We start from the raw sequence: 20,887 nt of genomic DNA, 5'->3' as shown, positions 1-20,887 counted from the left end.
GCTGCCGGCCGGGCCGGCCGTCGCGGCGCCCGCGCCCCGGCCCGATCTGAAGCTCAACCTCACCGTCACGCCCACCACGATGATCCGGAACGGGGAGAACCTCGCCATCGTCCTCGCGACCGTCGACAACGTCGGTGCGGCGACCGTCGAGGACGTCACCGTCTCCTTCAAGTTCCCGCCCGGCGGCGAGATCGTCGGCGATCCCGCCTGGCAGTGCGACTACACCACCTTCGTCTGCACCAACATCTACGGCCCGGTGCCGCCGGGCGGCACCGCGGAGCCGCTGCGCGTCTACGTCGGCCTCCCGGACGCCCCCGCCGGCACCGTCGCGACGATCGAGGCGACCGCCGCCACCAGCACCCGCGAGGTGACCCGGACCAACAACTCCGGCCAGGTCCAGACCACCTACGGGTACGTCGCCGACCTCTCCCTGTACGGCAACGCAGACCCCAGCGGGACGTACGAGGTTGACCTTCCGACCAGCGGTGGGGACGTCTCCCCGACCTTCACCGCCGAGAACATCGGCAGCGCCGACGCCGACGACCTGCGCCTGGTGGTCGACGTGCCGGCCGGCTTCACCGTCGGCCAGCCGTACGAGCAGCCCACCAATCCGAGCCCGTGGCTGTGTGACGTCACGGCCACTCAGGTGGTGTGCACGGCCGGGCCGCTCGCCGTGGGGGCGACGTCCACGGTGACCGTGCCGATGACCGCCCCGGCGGGCGTGAACGACGACCGTTTCACCATCCACGGCGAGCTCAGCACCTCGAGCGAGGAGTGGCGCCCCTGGGACAACGGCGCCGACGCCCTCTACCACTACGTGGAGCCGGCGGTCTGACGTCGTGACCGGCTGGTCCTCGGGTGGCCTCGGCTACTTGAGGATCAGCCGGTTGGTCTGCTCGAAGACGTCCAGGTCGGCCAGGGTCTCGGCGACGCTGGGGGAGAGCGGGCCGGGCAGCTCGTCCCGGTGGAAGAAGCCGGCGCCGGTGGTTTCGTCGGTGACCCGGAGCAGCTCGCCGTCCCACTCGTCGACCCGAAACGCGGTGGTGAAGACCTGGTACGTGTGGCCGTACATGTTGGTGTGGGTGCGGTCCGGCCCGGTGTAGAGGGCGAACGCGCTGACGCGCAGGGCGCGCAGTCCGGTCTCCTCGCGGACCTCCCGGACGGCGCAGTCGGCGATCGACTCGCCCAGCTCCATCGCGCCGGCGGGCAACGCCCACTGGCCGTTGTCCGAGCGCTCGATCAGCAGCACGCGGGCGGCGTTGTCCCGGACCACGGCCCGGGCGCCGACGAACATCAGGGTGCGGTCACCGGCCAGGGCGCGGAGCTGCCCCACGTACGAGTCGGCCCAGGAGATGCTCACTCGGACAATTTACGGGTGTTCGCCGAGGTCGACGGGCATTCCGGGGTTCCCAAGGTGTGACCGGCGACACTAGCTTGTTACCCATGCGTAGCACGATGATGGACGCCCCCCTCCAGATCGCGCGGATCCTCGATCACGGCTCCACCGTGCATGGCACGGCGGAGGTCGTCACCTGGACCGGTGCCGAGCCCCGTCGGATGTCGTACGCCGAGGTCGGGCGGGTGGCCGCCCGGCTGGCCCACGCCCTGCGAGACGACTGCGGGGTGACCGGCGACGAGCGAGTCGCCACCTTCATGTGGAACAACAACGAGCACCTGGTGGCCTACTTCGCCGTGCCGAGCATGGGCGCGGTGCTGCACACCCTCAACATCCGGCTCTTCCCCGACCAGGTGGCCTACATCGCCAACCACGCCGAGGACCGGGTGGTGCTGGTCGACTCCACGCTGATCCCGCTGCTGGCTCGGGTGCTCGGGGAGATGACCACGGTCCGGCACGTGATCGTGGTCGGCGGGGGTGACCCGGCACCCCTGGTGGCCGCCGCCGGCGACCGGATCGCCGTACATCACTGGGACGCCCTGCTGGCCGACAAGCCGGACACCTACGACTGGCCCGAGGTGGACGAGCGGGACGCCGCCGCCCTCTGCTACACCTCCGGGACCACCGGCAACCCCAAGGGGGTCGCCTACTCCCACCGCTCCATCTACCTGCACTCGCTCCAGGTCTGCATGCCGGAGGCCTTCGGTCTCGGGCCGGCCGACCGCGAGCTGGCCATCGTGCCGATGTTCCACGCGATGTCCTGGGGCCTGCCGTACGCGGCGTTCCTCTCCGGGGCGTCTTTGCTCATGCCGGATCGGTTCCTGCAGGCCGAGCCGATCGCCGCGATGATCGCTGCCGAGCGGCCCACCCTGGCCGGTGCGGTGCCGACCATCTGGACGGACCTGCTGGCCTACCTGGACAGTCACGACGTGGACACCTCCTCGCTCACGGAGGTGATCGTCGGCGGGTCGGCCTGCCCGCCGGCGCTGATGCACGCGTTCCACGAGCGGCACCAGATCGAGGTGATCCACGCCTGGGGGATGACCGAGATGTCCCCGCTCGGCTCGGTCTCACGGGCGCCGGCGGGGGCGACCGGCGACGAGGCCTGGCGCTACCGCTACACGCAGGGCCGCGTGCCGGCCGGGGTCGAGGCGCGGATCGTCGGCCCGCTGGGTGAGCCGCTGCCCGCCGACGGGACCTCCGTCGGCGAGCTGGAGGTCCGCGGGCCGTGGGTGACCGCCCGGTACGTCGGGGACGAGATCCCGGACGAGGAGAAGTTCCGCGACGGCTGGCTGCGGACGGGCGACATCGGCACGCTCTCGCCGGACGGCTACATCACCCTCAGCGACCGCGCCAAGGACGTGATCAAGTCGGGCGGGGAGTGGATCTCCTCGGTCGAGCTGGAGAACGCCCTGATGGCGCACCCGGCGGTGCTGGAGGCGTGCGTGGTGGGCGTGCCGGACCAGCGCTGGGACGAGCGACCGCTGGCCACGGTGGTGGTCCGCGAGGGCGCCTCGGTGACCGCGGAGGAGCTGCGGGACTTCCTGGCGAAGTCGGTGGCCCGTTGGCAGTTGCCCGAGCGGTGGGCGTTCATCGACGCGGTGCCGAAGACCAGCGTCGGCAAGTTCGACAAGAAGGTGGTCCGCTCCCGGTACGCCGAGGGTGGACTGGAGGTACGGGAACTGACCGCGCCGTAACACTTTTCGGCGTACCGTCGCCTGGATGGGTAGGGACGTGCCTCCTCTGTGAAGACATCCCTCCCCAGAGGGCGGCCCCGGCGTTCGCACCGCGCCGGGGCCGCCCGTCCATGCGGGGCGGCCCGCACCCTTATTGTCGCGAAACTTGCTCGTCTCTGTCTCGATGACGGGGAAATCCGTTTCGCGGCTTCTACGTCTCACTCGTGGTGATGAGCACCTTGCCGACCACGCCGTTCTCGACCGCCTCGTGCGCCGCCTGGGCCGCGGTGAGGTGGTGGTGGCGCAGGGGCAACCCGGCCTCCTCGCCGACCCGGATCGCGCCCTGCGCCACCGCCGCCGCGATGTCGGTCACCGCCTGCGCCTTGCGGGCCTTCGGCGCGGTGTAGATCAGCACGAACTGCCAGCGGGCGTTCGGCATCATCAGCGGCCGGATCGGCAGGGTCACCTCGCTACCGCCGTCGTCGGCGTACACGCAGACCGCGCCGCCGTTGCGGAGCATCTGGACGTCGGCGGCGGCGTTGCGCGCCGCGGAGACCTCGACGATCGTGTGCACCCCGTCGGGAGCGATCTTGCGGACCTCCTCGACCACGTCCTGCTCCCGGTAGTTGATCACGTGGGAGGCGCCGGCCGCCGCCGCGAGCTGCGCCTTCTCCGCGCTGCTCACGGTGGTGATGACGCAGGCGTCCGCCCAGCTGGCGAGCTGGATCGCGGCGTTGCCCACCGCGCCCGCCCCGCCCTGGACCAGCACCACGTGGCCGCTCAGCGCGCCGGCGTGCAGCTTGTCCGGCATGTACTCGCCGGCGGTCAGGCACCGGTGCGCGGTCATGAACGGGATGCCCAGACAGGCGCCCAGCTCGAACGAGGCGGAGCCGAGCCGCACGGTGTGCCGCACCGGCACCACCGTGTACTCCGTGGCCGTGCCCCAGGGCCGCTGCCAAGCGGCCTCCCAGAGCCACACCCGCGCGCCGATCAGGATCTGGTCGACCCCCTCGCCGACCGCCTCGACCACCCCGGCGCCGTCCTGCCCCGGGATCTGCCAGCCCGCGGGGAGCGGCCACTGCCGGCGCGCCTTCCAGTCCGTCGGGTTCACCCCGGAGACGGCCATCCGCACCAGCACCTCGCCCGGGCCGGGCTCCGGCACCGGCCGGTCGACCAGTTGCAGCACCGACGGGTCGCCGCTGCGCTCGTACACGATCGCCTTCATCGCCGTCTCCTCACCGCCGGGCACCGCGGCCTGCCCTACCCGGCCGATGCCTGTCCATTCCGATCCGGTCCGCCCCGGAAACCGTACAACCGGGTAGTCGGTGACAGGAGGGTGCCGGCCGAGCCGGCCGGAACGGGTTGCGGCGGGCCGGAGCGGCCCGCCGACGAACCGGAACCCGAGCCGTCCCCCTGCGCGGCCCTTCCTGCCCCGGTCCAGCCGCACCCGCGCACTCTGAGCGCTGCCGGTACGCGCCGCCCAGCCGTCCGCTCAAGGCGGCTTCATCTCACCGACGGTAGGCGGGGCGGCACCCGGCCGGTGCCGGTTCAGCCGAGCCGGTCCACGACCTCCGGGGTGAGCGCGTCGATCGTCGGGAGCAGCGCGGCCGCGAGCGCCTCCGCATCCGGGTCCAGCGGGTACGACCCGTGCGGCACCGCGATCACCCGCATCCCGGCGGCGGCCGCGGAGCGGACCCCGTTGGAGGAGTCCTCGATCGCCACGCAGCGGGCCGGGTCGACGCCGAGCCGCGCAGCGACCGCCAGCCAGACGTCCGGGGCGGGCTTGCCCCGGGCCGTCTCCTCGGTCGACAGGGCCGCGCCGAAGGCGTCGGTGAGGCCGGTCGCGGCCAGCGCCGCCGCGATCAGCCGGGTGGGCGAGGAGCTGGCCAACCCCAGCGTCCACCGTGCGGCCATCCGGCGGACCACCGCGTCGGCGTCGTCGATCAGCGGTACGTGCTCCGCGTACCGGCGGGTCATCTCCGCCACCACCTCGGTGGCGACCTGCTCGGGGTTTCGGTCGACGCCGAGCTCACCGCTGAGGTACGCGGCCCACTCGCCGGTGCTCATCCCCATCAGCCGGCGCTGGGTGTCCGGCTGCCAGGTCCCGCCGTGCGCGGCGACGTACGCCCGCCGGACCTCCTCCCAGACCGGCTCGGAGTCCACGATCACGCCGTCCAGGTCGAAGAGCACCGCGTCCACCATGCGCCCATCCTGCCCGAACCGCCGCGTGCCCTCCCGTCGGCCGACCGGGGCGGCTCAGGTCAGGAAGGGGGCCCACTCCCGGACGGCGACCACCTCGACTCCGGGCGTGGTGAAGTACGGGTCCGCGGCGAGCAGGTCGTCCAGCGCCGCGCGGTCCGGCACGTCGAAGACGAGCACCGCGCCGGAGTCGTCGGCGAACGGGCCGGACATCCGCACCTTTCCCTCGGCGTGCAGGGCGGTGAGCAGTTGGCGGTGGGCGGGTCGGGCGGCGAACCGCTCGGGCGCGTCGGTGAAGGCCAGTTCCACGATCCACATGCCGGGCACGCTACCGCCGAACCGCAGCCTTGACGATCAGCTTGCCTGAGCCGCCGGCAGGCCGATCGGGCTCTGCCGGGGGATCACGGTGTGGCAGCGGCGGGCGATCGGTTCGAGCAGTTCCCGCAGCCGCTCGGTGCGCTCCGCGCCCAGCGCCCGCCACGGACCCATGGCGGCCCGGTCGGTGGCCTCCTCGACCGTCCGGAAGGTCGCGGTCGCGTACTCGGTCGGCTCCCGGTCGGCGGTCAGCCAGCCCCGCTCGACCAGCCGCTCCTCGGCGGCGGACCACTCCTCGTCGGTCCAACCCCGGGCCGGCTGGTGGAACTCGCGGGACTGGTCGGCCCGGCAGCGCCAGGCCACCACCTCGACCGGGTCCAGCCCGGTGGTCACCAGGGCCGCCACGTGCCCGTCGCCCCGGTGCTCGCGCAGTGTGGTGGCGGCCTGCCAGAGCCGGGCCAGCGGGTACTCCCCGCGAGGCAGCGCGGCGTTGACCGCGCCGAGCACCCGGCCGGCGATCTCCACCCGGCCGGCGGCCTCCTCCAGCAGGTCGGCCGCCTCAACCAGGTGCGACTCGGGAAGTTCGTAAGTGAACTCGGCCAGCGCCTGGACGGCGCCGGTGAGCCGGGCCCGCAGCGCCTCCTCCGGGGTGGCGAGCCGCCACACCGACGGCAGCGCCCGGGCCACCATCCGCGGGGCGAAGCTGAAGAACGCGGCGATCACCGGTGGGGCGGTGGTGGGGCCGAGCGGGGCGGCCCGGCCGGCGAAGTAGCCCCGCCAGTAGCCGCGCAACCCGACCGCCTCGTACGCCGTCCGGGCGCGCGGGTGGAAGTAGGTCACCGCGTGGACCGGCTCGAAGAGCGTCCACATCACCCGGGCGGTCCCGGGGTCGTCCAGCGCCGCCACGTGCACCTCCGCGTCGTTGGGAAGGTCGCCGTGGGCGGGGGACCGCCCACGGTGACCTTGAACCTACTGCGGGTACGCGACGCGGCGGAAGGTCAGTGTGCCCTACTGCGCGGCCAGCACGTCCACGACGAAGCGCAGCGGCCCACCCGGCCGGCCGCCGACGGACTCGTTGCCGTACGCCAGGTCACCCGGGATGTCGAGCTGCACCCGGCTGCCCACCGGCACCCCGACCAGGCCCTGGTCCCAGCCCTTGATGACCTGGCCGACGCCGATCGGGAAGGTGGCGGGCTGGCCCCGGTCCCAGGAGGAGTCGAACTGCTTGCCGTCCTTGTAGAAGACGCCGACGTAGTTCGTGGTGATCTGCTGGCCGGCCTTCACCTCGGGGCCCTTGCCCTTGACCAGGGTCGTCACCGCGAGCTTGGTCAGCTCGCCCTTGCCGGGGCCGACAGCCGGCTTGGTGGCCAGCGCCGGGTCGGTGCCTTCCGGAAGCTGCTGGGTGCCCGGCGCGGCGGCGGCCGGGGCGCTGGCGGACGGGGTGCCGGCGGCCGGCTTCTTGTCGTCGTCGCCGCCGTTCACCGCGACGAAGACGCCGATCAGCACCGCGACGACGGCGACACCGGCGAGCGCACCGAGCACCGACTGCCGGCGGCGCTTCTTCTCGGCGGCCTTCTTCGCCGCCAGCTGGGCGGCCAGCCGCCGCTCCGCCTTGGTGCCCGGGCCCTGGCCCGCCGACCGGTTCTGCACGCGCTCGCTCACGTCGACTCCCTGCTGGGTGGTGGGTGGCCCGGCGGCCGCTGCCGAGACCAGCGCACACGGTACCCGTCGCAACGCCCTCGGTGCCCCCTCGCCCGGGCAGGATCGGACAGGGGACGGGTCGATGGCCGTTTCCGGGAGTAGGTTCTCGACCATGGCGATCCTCACCGAAGAAGACGCGGCTCTGCTCTCCGAGCCGCAACTCGCGCACGTGGCGACCATCGAGGCCGACGGCACCCCGCACGTCACCCCGGTGTGGGTGGACACCGACGGGGAGCACATCGTGTTCAACACCGCGAAGGGCCGGCAGAAGTACGTCAACATGGCCCGCAACCCGGTGGTCGCGGTCTCCGTGGTGGACAAGGCGAACGACTTCCGTACCCTGTGGGTGAAGGGCACCGCCGAGTTCGTCACCGAGGGCGCCGACGAGCACATCGACAAGTTGGCAAAGAAGTACCTCGGGCAGGACACCTACCCGTTCCGGCGGCCGGGCGAGGAGCGCGTCATCGTCCGGATCACCCCGACGGAGAAGCTCGGCCGCGGCTGAGCGGTACCGGGAGGCGGTCAGGCGGTCTTGCGGGGGGCGGCCTTCTTCTCGGCCGCCTTCTTCGCGGGCGCCTTGGCCGCCTTCTTCTCCGCGGTCTTCTTCTCCGCCGCCTTCTTGGCCGGCTCGGCCTTCTTGGCGGCGGCCTTCTTCGCCGGGGCCTTCTTCTCGGCCGCCTTCTTCGCCGGCGCCTTCGCGGCCTTCGCCGCCTTCTGCGCCGAGCGGGCCGCCGAGATCGGGGTCGGCTCGCCGGCGCCGGCGGCGGGCTCCTCGCCCCGCGCGACCCGGGCCCGCTCGACGGAGGCCTTCAGCGCGGCCATCAGGTCCACGGCGGCGGCCGGGGCGGCCTCTACCTCCTCCGGCTGGACCACCTCGCGGCCTTCGACCTTGGCGTCGATGACCTCCTGCAGCGCGGCCCGGTAGTCGTCGGTGAAGGCGTCGGGCTGGAACTCGCCGGCCATCGAGTCGATCAGCGAGCTGGCCATCGCCAGCTCCGGGGGGCGGACCTTGAGGTCCTCGTCGAGGAAGCCGAAGTCGGGTTTGCGCACCTCGTCCGGCCAGAGCATGGTGTTGAGCAGCAGCACGCCCTCGCGTACCCGCAGGGTGGCGAGCTGTTCCCGCTGGCGCAGCGCCACCTTGACGATCGCCACCCGCTCGGAGTCGGCGAGCGCGTCCCGCAGCAGCACGTACGGCTTGGCCGCCGTGCCCTCCGGCTCCAGGAAGTACGCCTTGTTGTAGAGAATCGGGTCGACCTGCTCGGCCGGGACGAACTCCAGCACGTCGATCGCGTGCGAGGTGGTCAGCGGCAGGTCGGCGAAGTCCTCGTCGGTGAGGATCACCATCTCGCCGCCGCCGATGTCGTACCCCTTGGCGATGTCGTCGTAGGTGACCTCCTCGCCGCAGACCGAGCAGGTGCGCTTGTACCGGATGCGGCCGCCGTCGTCCCGGTGCACCTGGTGGAAACGGATGTCCTTCTCCTCGGTGGCCGAGTAGACCTTCACTCCGATCGACACCAGGCCGAACGACACCGCTCCTTTCCAGATCGCCCGCATCACGCGCTCCTCTCCCCGGTTCTGACCAGAATCGCAAATGATCGAACGGGGCGCACGCTCTTCCGTGTGCAACTACAGTCATGAGGTGGCCGGCGCGCCGTTGAAGCCGATGCTCGCGATGACCGGGCAGCTCCCGGCCGATGCCGGCTGGGCGTACGAGTTCAAGTGGGACGGGGTCCGCGCGCTCGCCGACATCACCAACCACCGCCAGCACCTGTACGCCCGCTCCGGCGTCGAGATCACCGTGGCGTACCCGGAGCTGATCACCCTGGCCGAGCAGGTCGACGACGCCCTGCTCGACGGCGAGGTGGTCCTCTTCAACGAGGCCGGGCTGCCGTCGTTCACCGCGCTGGCCGAGCGGATGCACGTCCGGGACCGGGCGAAGGCGGCCCGGCTGGCGGCCACCATGCCCGTCACGTACATGATCTTCGACCTGCTCCGGCTGCGCGGCGAGGACCTGACCGGGCGTCCCTACCGCGAGCGGCGCGCCATGCTGGAGTCGCTCGGCCTCGGCGCCGCCCGGTGGGCGGTGCCGCCGGCCTTCTCCGACGGGCCGGCCACCTACGAGGCGGCCGGCGAGCACGGGCTGGAGGGGGTGATGGCCAAGCGCATCGACTCGCTCTACCGGCCCGGCGTGCGCTCCCCGGACTGGGTGAAGGTCAAGCTGGAGGTCACCGGCGACTTCGTGGTGGGCGGCTGGCGGCCGGGCGCGCGGAAGATCGGCGGGCTGCTGGTGGGGGTGCCGCGGCCGGACGGTCGGCTCACCTTCCGCGGGCGGGTCGGCGGCGGGATCGGTGCGGCGCTGGAACGGGAACTGCTGCGCGAGCTGGAACCGCTGCGCTCCGGCGCGTCCCCGTTCGCCGACGACGTGCCGCGCGAGGATGCCCGGGGAGCGATCTGGGTAACTCCCCGGATCGTGGTGGAGGTGAAGTACGGTCAGCGCACCCCGGACGGGCGGCTGCGTTTCCCCCGGATCCTGCGCCTGCGCCCCGACAAGCCACCGGAGGAGGTCGACGATGCCAGCTGACCGGCTCAGGGTGGAGGTCGAGGGCCGCCCGCTGGAGGTGTCCAACCTGGACAAGGTCCTCTACCCGGCGGCCGGCTTCACCAAGGGCGAAGTGATCGACTATTACACCCGGATCGCCCCGGTGCTGCTGCCGCACCTGCAGGACCGGGCGCTGACCCGGATCCGCTTCCCGAACGGCGTGGAGGGCGGCTCGTTCTTCGAGAAGAACAAGCCCGCGTCGACGCCGGACTGGGTTCGCACCGAGACGCTGCCCGCGCCCGGGTCGGCCAAGGGCCGGGAGACCATCGACTACGTCGTCTGCGACGACCTGCCCACGCTGGTCTGGCTGGCCAACCTCGCCGCCCTTGAGCTGCACACGCCGCAGTGGAAGATCGGCGAGCACCCGGACATGATGGTCGTCGACCTGGACCCGGGCGCGCCGGCGGCGCTGAAGCAGTGCTGCCAGGTGGCGCTGCTGATGCGGGACCGGCTGGCCGAGGACGGCATCGACAGCTACCCGAAGACGTCGGGCAAGAAGGGTATGCAGCTCTGCTGCCCGATCGCCGGCACCCAGTCCTCGGATGACGTGTCGGCCTACGCGAAGCGGATCGCGCAGGAGCTGGAGAAGGCACACCCGAAGCTGATCGTGTCGAAGATGGCGAAGAACCTGCGGCCGGGGAAGGTCTTCATCGACTGGAGCCAGAACAACGCGGCGAAGACGACGGTGGCGCCGTACTCGCTGCGGGCCCAGTCGGTGCCGTCGGCGTCGACGCCGCTGAGCTGGGACGAGGTTTCCGCCGGCGCCGCCGGGAAGCGCCCGTCGTCGAAGCCGTACACGGCGACCGAGGTGCTCAAGCGGGTGGAGAAGTCGGGCGACCTGCTGGCCCCGCTCCTCGACGGCGGCCCCGAGCTGCCCGGGCCCTGAGCGGCCCGGGCAGCTCGGGCCCCGGGATCAGCGGCGGGCGGCGTCCCAGGCGGGGCTGCCGCGGAAGTACGTGTCGTACAGCTCCTGCACCTCCAGCAGGCTCTCCGGCGGCACCTTCCCGTAGGCGATCCGCTCCAGGTGGCGGAAGTACTCGAACCGCTCCACGCCTGGCGTGATGACGATGAGGATGTCGGCGTTCTCGCCCGGAGCGGCGGCGAACGCGTGCGCCACACCGGGCGGCACGATCACGAGGTCGCCGCGTTCGGCGGTGACGACCTGCTCGCCGGAGAGCAGTTGCGCGGTGCCGTCCAGCAGGTAGAACAGCTCGGCGGAGTTGGCGTGGTGGTGCGGTCGCGCGCCGTCCGCGCCGTCGGTCAGGGTGACCCGCTGGGTGGAGAGCGCGCCGCCGGTGGCGCTGCTGTCGGCGAGCAGCCGGATCGTGGTCGGCGCCCGGCCCACCACCTCGGCGTCTGCCGCGCGGACGATGACGGACGTGTCGAAGTCGGGCGTGATCAGGGACATCTGACGGCTCCTTCGCGGGGATCGGGGGTGGCTACAGGGCGAACAGCAGGGCGGCGTCGAGGAGTACGACCACGGAGGTGGCGAAGTGGATGCCGAAGGCGGCGGCCTTCGTGCCACCGTGCCGGAGCACGATGACGGTGTCGCCCAGCGGTTCGAGCGCGCCGATGAGCATGTACCAGGCGACCGCGGTGGGGGTGGCGAACGTGATCAGGGCGAGGCCGAGGAGGCCGTAGGCGAGGTCGCGCAGTCCCTTGATCGTGAGGTAGGCGCGGTCACCGTCCGGCTTGGCCGGGACGCCGTAACCGGCGGCGGCAGCCTCGGGCTGCAGGAGGAACCGGACGCCGATGAGGACGACGAGGAGGCTGATGAGGACGGCGAGCCCGTAGGCGAGGGGGCTGAGCATGTTCCGCTCCGATTCGCTAGCGCTGCTGGGTTCAAGAGCGACGCTAGCAGAGCGATGGCAGATTCGCTAGCGATGCTAGGATTGCGGTCATGTCGATTCAGGCGCGGCGTGAGCGTGAGCGGGCGGAACGGGAGCGGGCGATCGTCGCCGCAGCCCGGGAGCTGGCCGAGTCGGAGGGCTGGGACGCCGTCACCACCCGCCGTCTTGCGGCCGAGATCGAGTACAGCCAGCCCGTCCTGTACAGCCACTTCAAGGGCAAGGACGCCATCATGGCGGCCGTCGCCGTGGAGGGCTTCGTCGATCTGGCCGCGGACCTGGCCGCCGCCCGTACCGCCGCCATCGACGAGCGGCAGGCGGTGGCGGATGTCGCCGCGGCCTACGCCGCGTTCGCCGAGCGGCGGCCCGCGCTCTACGACGCGATGTTCACCCTCACGGTCTACCTGCCGTTCGCCAGCCAGGACGTCCCGGTCGACGTGGCCCGGGCCTTCGCCGAGCTGGCCGAGACCCTGCGGCCGGTCGCCGGCGGCGATGACCTGGAGACGTACACCGAGACCTTCTGGAGCGGGCTGCACGGCCTCGTCACGCTCATGCGCAGTGGCCGGCTCCGCCGTGCGGACCACGATCGGCGACTGGCGCTCCTGGTGGACCGGTTCGCCCGCTGAACCGTCCCGCCTGCCGCGGCGGCCGGGTGGTGCGTCTTCAGTCGTGCCGCTGTCCTGGCAGTACGACCACTTGCCCGCCCATGTCCGTCCGAGGGCGTTCCACCTCGACTGATCGGGGCAGCGGTACGAGGTTGCCCGGGGTTATTCTCCGGCCCTGACCAATTCACAGGGGTGGATCATGGTGATGCGGCAACGCGTCGGTGTCGCGGCCGCAGCCGCTGCGGCACTGCTTCTTGCGGCCTGCGCCGGCCAGGACACCCCAGCGACGACGGGAGCGGCACCCGCCACCACGGTGGTCGCGCAGCCCGCCGCGTCCCCGACCGCCCCAGCGGTGACGCTGCCGGACCGGTACGACCCGGAGCGGGACCCGGCCGCCGACCTGAAGGCCGCTCTCGCGCTGGCGAAGGCGGACGGCAAGGCGGTGCTGATCGACTTCGGCGCGGACTGGTGCCCGGACTGCCACGTGCTGCACGAGCTGTTCCAGTCGCCGGAGACCAAGCCGCTGCTGGAGCAGAACTACCACCTGCTGGCGGTGGACGTCGGCGAGTTCGACCACAACCTGAAGTTCGCCGCGAAGTACGTCAACCTGAACCGCAGCGGCATCCCCGCGCTGGTGGTGCTGACGCCGGACGGGAAGGTCCGGGTGGCCACCAACGACGGCTCCTTCGCCAACGCGCGCAGCATGGACAGCAAGCAGGTCAACGCGTTCCTCACCAAGTGGGCGCCGAAGCGTTGACCCGTCCGGGCAGACTGCTGGTCGCCGCGCTTGCCGGCGTACTCCTCGTCGGCGGATGCGCCCGCGCCGCCGCGCCGGCGCCTGTAGCCGAACACAGCGCCCGGCTCGAAGCCGGCGGCGTGACCGTCGAGGCTGTCCTCGCGGACGGGCAGGTGCAGGCGACCTTCCGCCCGCAGCGGCCCGGCTTTCACCTGTACAGCCTGGACCTGCCGCCCGACGGGGTGCAGGGGCTTGGCATCCCGACGGTCGTCGCCGTCCGCGGCAGCCTCGACGCGATCGGTGACCCCAGCGCGGACAAGCCGGTCAACGAGCTCCGGATCGAGGAGCTGGACGTGACGCTGCCCGTCTACCCGGACGGCCCGGTCACCGTCACGCTGCCGGTCCGGTCCATCGGGGACGGTCCGGCCGAGGTGGTGGTCACGTACGGCGCGTGCAGCGCGAGCACCTGCCTGCCACCCGTACGCGAGCGCGCGATGGCACTGACCTGAGCCCCGGTTGCCTTCACCGGCGGCTGACCCGGTTCAGGCCACCAAGGCAAGGGCCCGGCCCGGATCGCATGATCCTGGGCCGGGCCGGATTCGTCTGCCTCAGTCGAACGCGGCGGCGAACATGCCGGGCTGGTAGGAGCCGCCCTTCTGGTGCACGATCACGGCGAGCCGGTTGGCCGCGTTGATCAGGGCGACCAGGGAGACCAGCGCGGCGATCTGGTCGTCGTCGTAGTGCTTGCGCACCTGGGCCCAGGTCTCGTCGGAGACGCCCTCATAGGCGTCGGCGAGCCGGGTGCCCTCCTCGGCGAGCGCCAGCGCGGCCTGCTCGGCCTCGGTGAAGACGGTTGACTCGCGCCAGGCGGCGACCAGGTTGAGCCGCACCGCGCTTTCACCCCCGGCTGCGGCGTCCTTGGTGTGCATGTCGATGCACCAACCGCAGCCGTTGATCTGGCTGGCCCGCAGCGACACCAGCTCCTGCGTCGAGGTCGGCAGCGACGACTGTTGGATCACCATGCCGGCGTTGGCGAACCGCTTGAAGAACTTCATGGCGATCTCGTTGTCGAACATGTTGAATCGGGCGTCCATGGTTCCGTCCTTCACTCGTGGGGTTCAGTTGGACGAACATGAGATGCCGGCGATCAGAGCCCTGTGACGGCGCGGCGCGGTGACGACTGCCACAGCCTGCGGTGTCACAGAACGGCGGGCACCTGCATCTAATGGGGGACGCAGTCGAGAGCGAACAGGAGTCACCGATGGTGGGCACGCCGCAGACCGCAGCCGACGACCGCCCGGACCCCGCCACCGAGGCGTTCCTCACCCACCGCAACCTGCTCTTCACCGTCGCGTACGAGATGCTCGGCTCGGCCGCCGACGCGGAGGACGCCCTCCAGGAGACCTGGCTGCGGTGGGCGGGCGTCGATCTCGGCACGGTACGCGACCAGCGCGCCTACCTGGTCCGGATCACCACCCGACAGGCGCTCACCCGGCTGCGGACGCTCGGCCGCCGCAAGGAGTCCTACGTCGGCTCCTGGCTGCCGGAGCCGCTGCTCACCGCGCCCGACGTGGCCGAGGACGTCGCGCTGGCCGACAGCGTCTCGATGGCGATGCTGCTGGTGCTGGAGACCCTCGCGCCGACCGAACGCGCGGTGTTCGTGCTGCGCGAGGTGTTCGACCTCGGGTACGACGAGATCGCCGAAGCGGTCGACAAGAGCCCGGCTGCGGTCCGCCAGATCGCGCACCGGGCCCGGGCACACGTGGCGGCGCGCCGGCCGCGCCAGGTCGTGTCAGCCGCGGAGACCCGGGGCGCGCTCGACGCGTTCCAGCGGGCGGTCGAAACCGGCGACCTGCAGAGCCTGCTCGACATCCTCGCACCGGACGTGGTCCTCCTCGGCGACGGTGGCGGCGTCAAGCAGGCCGTCCCGCGGCCGATCGTGGGGGTCGACAAGGTGGCCCGCCTGCTGGTCGGCGGGTGGGGCAAGGTCCCCGGCGTCACGTCGCTGCGGCCGGCGCAGGTCAACGGTCACCCGGCGCTGGTCGTCCGGCTGGACGGCGAGCTCGACACCGTCCTGGCCCTGCGCATCGACGACGGCCTCATCAGCGGGATCTACGCCGTACGCAATCCCGAGAAGCTGTCGCACATGGAGCGGGAGACCGCCCTGAGCCGCTGAGTCGGGACCGCCAGTCCGCCCCGGGTTACCTCTTTGCGCCGCGCGAGCGCCGGACGGGGTCGGGGCTAGGGCCTGTCCGGCGGATCCGCCGGATGGAACCCGGCGGTGAGGCGCTCGGAAACCAGTGGCGCAGCGCCGCTGTGCGCCTTTACCGTGCTGCCGAACCAAGTCGTCTAGTCAAAGGACGTGCCGTTGTACACCCTGTGAGACCTCCCGAGCGCTGATTTGTCGCGCGTCGCGCATGTGCGCCGCGCTCCTTTTTGCTGCGGACTTCTCACTGAAACCGGTGTACTTCTGTGCTCAAAAACTGGATGGTCGTGCCCACCTGCCTGCCGCTCGTTCGCCGCCGTTGCCACGCGTGCGCGTCCGAGCGCTTCCAGGCAAGCGGTAAATTTCGCGTCAACGCAAACCACAAGCTCATCGACGCCTGGCTTCTCGCGCTCTGTACCGCTTGTGGGGAAACTGCAAAGCTCACGGTCCTGGAACGGATGACTGTGCGCTCCATACGACCTGAGCTGCTGGACCGGCTGCATGACAACGACCCTGGCCTGACAGCTGAGCTGCTCCAGGATCCGGTCATGCAGCGCCGTAATCGCATCGCCCTCGACTGGGACAACGCCTGGCGCCTCGACACCGGCGGATCGGATCACCTGGACCGCGAGGTGATCGACGTCTCGGTCCGCTTTGCGGCGCGGATCCCTGTCCGGCCGGTGCGACTGATCGCTGAAGGTTGCGGTCTTACGCGGGCCGAGGTCGAGAGACTGATCACGGAGGGGAAACTCGTTTCGGCAGTCCGGCTGAGCGGCAAGCTCTCCGGCGACTTCACCTTCACGCTCAAGCGCTGACCCCTCCTCGGGACCACGGGCCTGTCCGGCATGATCCGCCGGACAGGCCCTGGTCACCGGCGCCTGAGCCACGGCGGGCGCGGCGCGCAGCGTGCGGTGTGATCCACCGGCAGCGCGCAGCGGCCGCGGCCGTCCGGCAGCGGCCGGTCGCAGAAGACCCAATGGCGTACGCACTGCTCGTCCTCCGCCGACACGGTCACCCCGCCCGGCTCCACCCGGGCGCTGAGCTGCGCCAACAGCCGAGCGGCGGTACGCGCGAAGATGCGGGCGCGGTGCAGATCCGGTGCGGTGACCGGCAGGTGGATCACCCAGCGGTCGGTCACCGGTAGCGGGTGTTCGTCGACTGGGCGCTCTGCCAGGCGCGCAGCGCGTTCTTGATCCGTACGTTCTCCTCCTGCACCGCGACCAGGGCGGTCTGCGCGACGGCGAGTTCGTCGGCGACCTGGTGCAGGAAGGCGCGGATCTCGACGGGGTCGAGGCCGTGCCGGCGGACGTTGAAGCACCGGTCGCGGATCTGCCAGGGCCGAAGGGGCGGCCGATTCCGGGGTCGGCCGGCGTCCACCGTCGGACGTCGTTCATCGCGCCGGCTCGCCAGCCGGCGGATCAGGTTGCGCACGGGGTGACCGCCCTTCGTCGGATCGCGTCGAGGTGGAAGGGGCGGTCTCCGGCCGGTTCCGGTCGGCGAAGACCGCCCCGCCCTGCCACCGCAGCCTCGATCGGCGGGTACGACGGCAGGGCCGCGCCGGGGGAGCGCGCGGGAGTGAGGTCTCGGCGGCGATGCGAGACCGGTACGAGAGGCGCCAACCGACCGCAGCGGCACCGCATCACCGAAAGCGACGGTATTGCCACCGAGTCACCTATGTCAAGCAAGTCTCTGAGTCACTTGCCCACCTATGTCATCGGCTCTACATGCGTTGCCTGCGTCGAAGTGGCTGATCAATACTTGGTGCGCCAACCGACTGCAAGGGGCGCCACGTGCCTATTCCGCCCACGATGGACGAGCTGCTCGACGCTCTCCTGAAGAAGATCAAGGACGGGACCTACCCGCCCGGCTCACAGCTGCCCTCTGGGCGGGCGCTGGCGGCGGAGTATGACGTCTCTCAGTCCACCATCAGCAGGGCGGTGGCGACTCTGCGGGGGCAGGGTGTGCTGGTTGGCCGCCCAGGTCGCGGCGTCTTCGTTGCGGAGTCCAACCGACACTGATCCCATGCGTCGGCTTGCGGGAGCTGTGATCTTGATCCCGGCGACGCGACCCGTACTAGCCTGCCAGCCAGGGGCCTTCGAGAAGATCGTTAGCGCACCCGGCCCCCTGGCCGGGCCCGGAGAATCGGCGAAGCGCTGGCGGCTGAGTCGTTTACGACATCAAGTCTGTAGGGAGCACGAGGGACTCCGTCCCGGCGCGCTCTCCCCCTCGCTGGCGCAGGCTCGCCTGCGCCTCCGAGATGTGGCGGTGTCGGGGTGACCCGGACACCGCCACATCATCGAAGTGGAGCCTCGCGCTCTCACTGGAAGCGCCGGCCGGGCCTTCGAGAGCGTCCCGGTTTGCTGATGATGGAATCCCGGCGCCTGCGGCGCACCATGATTACTTTGGCCTTCCGCTTCAACCCCATGAAGATCCTGTCCTTCATCGCATGCCCCTCTTTCTTCGCGGGTTCCAGCCCGCGTACCCGAGGAGACGGCAGTGATTCGTCAGCGCCCGCCAAGGCCGCCTCGGTGACCGAAACGACCGGGTTCGTGACCGAGTTGGCGAAGCGCCGACGGCTGAGTCGTTTACGACATCAGGTCCAAAGCGAGCACGAGGGACAGTCGATAGCCACGCCCGGCATCAGCCGGGATCAGTCGAACGAGGGCAGCGAGGGGCCGAGGACGTCGTCGGCGTCCACGATGGTGTAGGCGTACCCCTGCTCGGCGAGGAAGCGCTGGCGGTGGGCGGCGTACTCGGTGTCGATGGTGTCCCGGGAGACCACCGTGTAGAAGTGCGCCTGCCGCCCGTCGGCCTTGGGTCGCAGCACCCGGCCGAGGCGCTGCGCCTCCTCCTGCCGCGAGCCGAACGTGCCGGACACCTGGATCGCCACCGCCGCCTCGGGCAGGTCGATGGAGAAGTTGCCGACCTTGGAGATGACGAGGGTGCGCAGCTCGCCGGAGCGGAACGCGTCGAAGAGCCGTTCCCGCTCCTTGTTGGTGGTCGAGCCCTGCACGATCGGCGCGTCGAGGTACTCGCCGAGCTGGTGCAGCTGGTCGATGTACGCGCCGATGACCAGCACCTGGTCGTCCGGGTGCCGGTCGACGAGCGCCTTGACCACGGGCAGCTTGGTCCGGGCGGTCGCCGCCATCCGGTAGCGCTCCTCGGACTCCGCCGTCGCGTACGTCATCCGCTCGGCGTCGGTCAGGGTGACCCGTACCTCGGTGCACTCGGCCGGGGCGATCCAGCCCTGCGACTCGATGTCCTTCCACGGCGCGTCGTACCGCTTGGGGCCGATCAGGCTGAACACGTCGCCCTCCCGGCCGTCCTCGCGGACCAGCGTCGCGGTCAGCCCTAGCCGGCGGCGGGCCTGGAGGTCCGCGGTGAACCGGAAGATCGGCGCGGGCAGCAGGTGCACCTCGTCGTAGATGACCAGGCCCCAGTCGCGGGCCCCGAACAGGTCCAGGTGGGTGAACGTGCCGCCGCGCCGCGAGGTGAGCACCTGGTACGTGGCGATGGTGACCGGTCGGATCTCCTTGCGCTCGCCCGAGTACTCACCGATCTCATCCTCGGTCAGCGACGTGCGGGCGATCAGCTCGCGCTTCCACTGCCGGCCGGCCACCGTGTTGGTGACCAGGATCAGCGTGGTCGCCTTCGCCTCGGCCATCGCCGCCGCCCCGACGAGGGTCTTGCCCGCGCCGCAGGGGAGCACCACCACGCCCGACCCGCCGGCCCAGAACGACTCCACGGCCTCCCGCTGGTACGACCGCAGCGTCCACGGCTTGCGGCCCTCCTTGCCGGCCTCGGCCAGCTCGATCTGGTGCGCCTCGCCGTCGACGTACCCGGCCAGGTCCTCCGCCGGCCAACCGAGCTTGAGCAGCGCCTGCTTGAGCCGGCCCCGCTCCGAGGGGTGCACCTGGATCGTGTCGTCGTCGATCTTCGCCCCGAACATGCCGGCGAGCTTCTTGCTCTTGGCGACCTCGACCAGCACCACCCGGTCCAGCGCGCGCAGCACCAGGCCGTGCGCCGGGTCGTTGGCGAGCTGGAGCCGGCCGTACCGGTCCATCGTCTCCGCCACGTCGACCAGCAGCGCGTGCGGGACCGGGTAGCGGGAGTACTTGATCAGGGCGTCCACCACGCCCTCGGCGTCGTGGCCGGCGGCCCGGGCGTTCCACAGGCCCAGCGGCGTGAGCCGGTAGGTGTGCACGTGCTCGGGGGAGCGCTCCAGCTCGGCGAAGGGGGCGATGGCCATCCGGCACGCCTGCGCGTCGGGGTGGTCGACCTCCAGCAGCAGGGTCTTGTCGGACTGCACGATCAGTGGTCCACCGCTCACGCCAGCGCCCTCTCCTTGCCGGATTTGTCGCCCGCCAGCCACCTGACCTGCCGGAGGCGGACCATCCAGTGTTGCACGCGCAGGACTGTTACCGAAAAGTCGCACAGCCGAGGCAACGCTCCCACCACTCCCGTACGTCTAGCAATGCGACAGCTGTCCACGGGGAGGGCCCATGAAGCGTGTCCGGTTGATCGCGCGGGTCGTCGCTCTGGCAGCGGTCATGTTGGTCGGCGTCGGCGCGTGCGCGCTCGATCCGCAGGGCGACGGTTCCGGTGCGGGGGCGCCGGCCCCCGTCGGCGTGACGGAACAGGCATCGGGGGCGAGCGCCACGCCCACGCCGGACCAGCGGACCAGCCCGGCATCCCCACCCACACACACACCGAAACCCAGCCGGACGGCTACGCCGAAACCGAGCGCCACGCCGAAGCCGAGCAGCTCGGGGTACCCAGGCTGCCCCCAGGGCCAGCACCAGCGGGCCGTCGAGGCGTACCTGGCCCGGCTGGGCGGTTTCGGCACGGTGACTGTGGACGGGCAGCAGTCCGCCGCCGACTGCAAGGCGATCAAGCGGTTCCAGCGCCGGTACGGCATCAGCCCCGCCGAGGGCCGCGCCGGCCCCACCACGTACGAGGTGGCGAAGCGGCTCGCCACCACCGACGTACGCCGCTGCCACGCCGGCTCCGGGCTGACCTTCTGCGTCGACCTGACCCGGCAGACGGTCTGGGCGATGCGGGACGGCACGGTGGTGATGGGCCCCACGGTCACCCGGACCGGCATGGCCGGGTACGCCACCCCGAGCGGCAGCTACCGGATCGGCGGCCGGAACCTGCGGGAGTGGTCCACCCCGTACGAGGTCTGGCTGCCGTACTGGCAGCAGTTCAACGGCGGGATCGGCTTCCACGAGACCACCACGTACCTGCACAACGGGTGGATCGGCTCACACGGCTGCGTCAACCTGCTGCACGCCGACGCGGTGCGGCTGTGGGAGCTGGGACGGATCGGCACCCGGGTGGTGGTGTTCGGCCGCCGCCCCGGCACCTGAGCCCGCCTCAGTCCTCCAGCACCGCCGCGGTGATCCGGTGCAGCGCAAAGGTGTGCAGCATCTCGGTCCGCTCGTCCTCGGCCCGCAGGTAACCCGCCCCCATCGACACCGGCCGGACCAGCCGCGACGCGGTCGCCCCGTGCGCGTCGACGTACCCGACCCAGACCAGCGCCCTGTCCCGGACCGCCTGCTGCAGCACGGCCAGCGCCTCGGTGTGGCTCGGCGCCGGCGCCGGGCC

Annotated in this window: 26 protein-coding genes; 12 read left to right on the top strand and 14 right to left on the bottom strand. The window is 71.4% G+C overall.

Translation table 11 applies throughout. The features are described from left to right. On the top strand, positions 1 to 835 hold an 835-nt coding region (locus tag DKL51_RS34815), incomplete at its 5' end, for a COG1361 family protein (RefSeq protein WP_185734747.1). A gap of 33 nt (positions 836 to 868) precedes the next feature. Here DKL51_RS34815 and DKL51_RS08215 read toward each other — a convergent pair. Further along, positions 869 to 1,360, bottom strand: coding sequence for an NUDIX domain-containing protein (locus tag DKL51_RS08215; RefSeq protein ID WP_109947805.1), 492 nt, complete (start codon positions 1,358 to 1,360; stop codon positions 869 to 871). Between the two features lie 83 nt (positions 1,361 to 1,443). Between DKL51_RS08215 and DKL51_RS08210 the strand changes: the two genes are divergently transcribed. Then, positions 1,444 to 3,093, top strand: a complete 1,650-nt coding sequence (locus DKL51_RS08210; RefSeq protein WP_124811908.1) for a fatty acid--CoA ligase — start codon at positions 1,444 to 1,446, stop codon at positions 3,091 to 3,093. 190 nt (positions 3,094 to 3,283) lie between these two features. Here DKL51_RS08210 and DKL51_RS08205 read toward each other — a convergent pair whose 3' ends face one another. The 5 genes from DKL51_RS08205 to DKL51_RS08185 all read right to left on the bottom strand — a co-directional run bounded on the left by DKL51_RS08205 (position 3,284) and on the right by DKL51_RS08185 (position 7,248). Beyond that, on the bottom strand, positions 3,284 to 4,297 hold the full coding sequence (locus DKL51_RS08205; protein ID WP_124811907.1) for an NADPH:quinone reductase: 1,014 nt from the start codon (positions 4,295 to 4,297) through the stop codon (positions 3,284 to 3,286). Between the two features lie 323 nt (positions 4,298 to 4,620). Then, positions 4,621 to 5,274 (bottom strand): HAD family hydrolase, encoded by a 654-nt coding sequence (locus tag DKL51_RS08200; RefSeq protein ID WP_124811906.1) that lies wholly within the window; start codon positions 5,272 to 5,274, stop codon positions 4,621 to 4,623. Positions 5,275 to 5,328: 54 nt separating this feature from the next. Further along, positions 5,329 to 5,589: a YciI family protein gene (locus DKL51_RS08195; RefSeq protein WP_109947809.1), complete on the bottom strand. Its 261-nt coding sequence runs from the start codon at positions 5,587 to 5,589 to the stop codon at positions 5,329 to 5,331. A 36-nt stretch (positions 5,590 to 5,625) separates the two neighbouring features. After that, positions 5,626 to 6,456 (bottom strand): SCO6745 family protein, encoded by an 831-nt coding sequence (locus tag DKL51_RS08190; RefSeq protein ID WP_124811909.1) that lies wholly within the window; start codon positions 6,454 to 6,456, stop codon positions 5,626 to 5,628. Positions 6,457 to 6,594: 138 nt separating this feature from the next. After that, entirely contained in the window at positions 6,595 to 7,248 is a 654-nt protein-coding gene (locus tag DKL51_RS08185) for an FKBP-type peptidyl-prolyl cis-trans isomerase (protein WP_109947810.1), read from the bottom strand. Positions 7,249 to 7,399: 151 nt separating this feature from the next. Here DKL51_RS08185 and DKL51_RS08180 point away from each other — a divergent pair, with 151 nt between their 5' ends. Next, positions 7,400 to 7,792 carry a PPOX class F420-dependent oxidoreductase gene (locus DKL51_RS08180; RefSeq protein WP_109947811.1) on the top strand — a complete coding sequence of 131 codons (393 nt, stop codon included), beginning with the start codon at positions 7,400 to 7,402 and terminating at the stop codon, positions 7,790 to 7,792. A gap of 17 nt (positions 7,793 to 7,809) precedes the next feature. Here DKL51_RS08180 and ku read toward each other — a convergent pair whose 3' ends face one another. Next, the gene (gene ku, locus DKL51_RS08175) at positions 7,810 to 8,841 is read right to left on the bottom strand and encodes a non-homologous end joining protein Ku (protein WP_109947812.1); all 1,032 of its coding nucleotides are present in this window, start codon (positions 8,839 to 8,841) and stop codon (positions 7,810 to 7,812) included. 85 nt (positions 8,842 to 8,926) lie between these two features. Between ku and ligD (DKL51_RS08170) the strand changes: the two genes are divergently transcribed. After that, positions 8,927 to 9,868: a non-homologous end-joining DNA ligase gene (gene ligD, locus DKL51_RS08170; protein WP_109947813.1), complete on the top strand. Its 942-nt coding sequence runs from the start codon at positions 8,927 to 8,929 to the stop codon at positions 9,866 to 9,868. After that, complete coding sequence (ligD, locus tag DKL51_RS08165) at positions 9,858 to 10,772, top strand: non-homologous end-joining DNA ligase (protein ID WP_109947814.1); 915 nt, start codon at positions 9,858 to 9,860, stop codon at positions 10,770 to 10,772. Before ligD (DKL51_RS08170) ends, ligD (DKL51_RS08165) begins: the two co-directional genes overlap by 11 nt. A 27-nt stretch (positions 10,773 to 10,799) precedes the next feature. Here ligD (DKL51_RS08165) and DKL51_RS08160 read toward each other — a convergent pair whose 3' ends face one another. Beyond that, entirely contained in the window at positions 10,800 to 11,294 is a 495-nt protein-coding gene (locus tag DKL51_RS08160) for a cupin domain-containing protein (protein WP_109947815.1), read from the bottom strand. A gap of 31 nt (positions 11,295 to 11,325) precedes the next feature. Then, positions 11,326 to 11,697: a DUF4267 domain-containing protein gene (locus DKL51_RS08155; RefSeq protein WP_124811905.1), complete on the bottom strand. Its 372-nt coding sequence runs from the start codon at positions 11,695 to 11,697 to the stop codon at positions 11,326 to 11,328. Positions 11,698 to 11,786: 89 nt separating this feature from the next. Here DKL51_RS08155 and DKL51_RS08150 point away from each other — a divergent pair, with 89 nt between their 5' ends. The 3 genes from DKL51_RS08150 (at position 11,787) to DKL51_RS08140 (ending at position 13,583) form a co-directional block, all read left to right on the top strand. Continuing rightward, complete coding sequence (locus DKL51_RS08150; RefSeq protein WP_109947817.1) at positions 11,787 to 12,359, top strand: TetR/AcrR family transcriptional regulator; 573 nt, start codon at positions 11,787 to 11,789, stop codon at positions 12,357 to 12,359. A gap of 184 nt (positions 12,360 to 12,543) precedes the next feature. Next, the gene (locus DKL51_RS08145) at positions 12,544 to 13,095 is read left to right on the top strand and encodes a thioredoxin family protein (protein WP_165823266.1); all 552 of its coding nucleotides are present in this window, start codon (positions 12,544 to 12,546) and stop codon (positions 13,093 to 13,095) included. Then, positions 13,077 to 13,583 (top strand): hypothetical protein, encoded by a 507-nt coding sequence (locus DKL51_RS08140; protein WP_124811904.1) that lies wholly within the window; start codon positions 13,077 to 13,079, stop codon positions 13,581 to 13,583. The genes DKL51_RS08145 and DKL51_RS08140 overlap by 19 nt, the downstream gene beginning before the upstream one ends. Before the next feature lie 99 nt (positions 13,584 to 13,682). Here DKL51_RS08140 and DKL51_RS08135 read toward each other — a convergent pair whose 3' ends face one another. After that, entirely contained in the window at positions 13,683 to 14,168 is a 486-nt protein-coding gene (locus DKL51_RS08135; protein ID WP_124811903.1) for a carboxymuconolactone decarboxylase family protein, read from the bottom strand. 167 nt (positions 14,169 to 14,335) lie between these two features. On the opposite strand from DKL51_RS08135, the gene DKL51_RS08130 reads away from it, so the two are divergent. Together DKL51_RS08130 and DKL51_RS08125 are read left to right on the top strand one after the other, a co-directional pair. Next, complete coding sequence (locus DKL51_RS08130) at positions 14,336 to 15,250, top strand: RNA polymerase sigma-70 factor (protein ID WP_124811902.1); 915 nt, start codon at positions 14,336 to 14,338, stop codon at positions 15,248 to 15,250. Positions 15,251 to 15,546: 296 nt separating this feature from the next. Then, positions 15,547 to 16,095 (top strand): DUF1062 domain-containing protein, encoded by a 549-nt coding sequence (locus DKL51_RS08125; RefSeq protein ID WP_109947822.1) that lies wholly within the window; start codon positions 15,547 to 15,549, stop codon positions 16,093 to 16,095. Between the two features lie 53 nt (positions 16,096 to 16,148). Here DKL51_RS08125 and DKL51_RS08120 read toward each other — a convergent pair whose 3' ends face one another. Next, entirely contained in the window at positions 16,149 to 16,418 is a 270-nt protein-coding gene (locus DKL51_RS08120; protein ID WP_109947823.1) for a hypothetical protein, read from the bottom strand. Further along, the gene (locus DKL51_RS08115) at positions 16,415 to 16,690 is read right to left on the bottom strand and encodes a hypothetical protein (protein ID WP_311768030.1); all 276 of its coding nucleotides are present in this window, start codon (positions 16,688 to 16,690) and stop codon (positions 16,415 to 16,417) included. The genes DKL51_RS08120 and DKL51_RS08115 overlap by 4 nt, the downstream gene beginning before the upstream one ends. A 398-nt stretch (positions 16,691 to 17,088) precedes the next feature. On the opposite strand from DKL51_RS08115, the gene DKL51_RS08110 reads away from it, so the two are divergent. Then, positions 17,089 to 17,298, top strand: coding sequence for a GntR family transcriptional regulator (locus tag DKL51_RS08110; protein ID WP_109947824.1), 210 nt, complete (start codon positions 17,089 to 17,091; stop codon positions 17,296 to 17,298). A gap of 632 nt (positions 17,299 to 17,930) precedes the next feature. Here the strand turns inward: DKL51_RS08110 and DKL51_RS08105 are convergent. Beyond that, positions 17,931 to 19,610: a DNA repair helicase XPB gene (locus DKL51_RS08105; protein WP_109947825.1), complete on the bottom strand. Its 1,680-nt coding sequence runs from the start codon at positions 19,608 to 19,610 to the stop codon at positions 17,931 to 17,933. 172 nt (positions 19,611 to 19,782) lie between these two features. Here DKL51_RS08105 and DKL51_RS08100 point away from each other — a divergent pair, with 172 nt between their 5' ends. Then, complete coding sequence (locus tag DKL51_RS08100) at positions 19,783 to 20,649, top strand: L,D-transpeptidase family protein (protein ID WP_124811901.1); 867 nt, start codon at positions 19,783 to 19,785, stop codon at positions 20,647 to 20,649. Positions 20,650 to 20,656: 7 nt separating this feature from the next. Here the strand turns inward: DKL51_RS08100 and DKL51_RS08095 are convergent. Further along, a partial coding sequence (locus DKL51_RS08095; protein ID WP_124811900.1) for a WYL domain-containing protein occupies positions 20,657 to 20,887 on the bottom strand: 231 nt, incomplete at its 5' end.

Source organism: Micromonospora globispora, assembly GCF_003857015.1.
GTDB lineage: Bacteria > Actinomycetota > Actinomycetes > Mycobacteriales > Micromonosporaceae > Micromonospora > Micromonospora globispora.
This window is presented reverse-complemented; position numbering and strand designations above follow the sequence as displayed.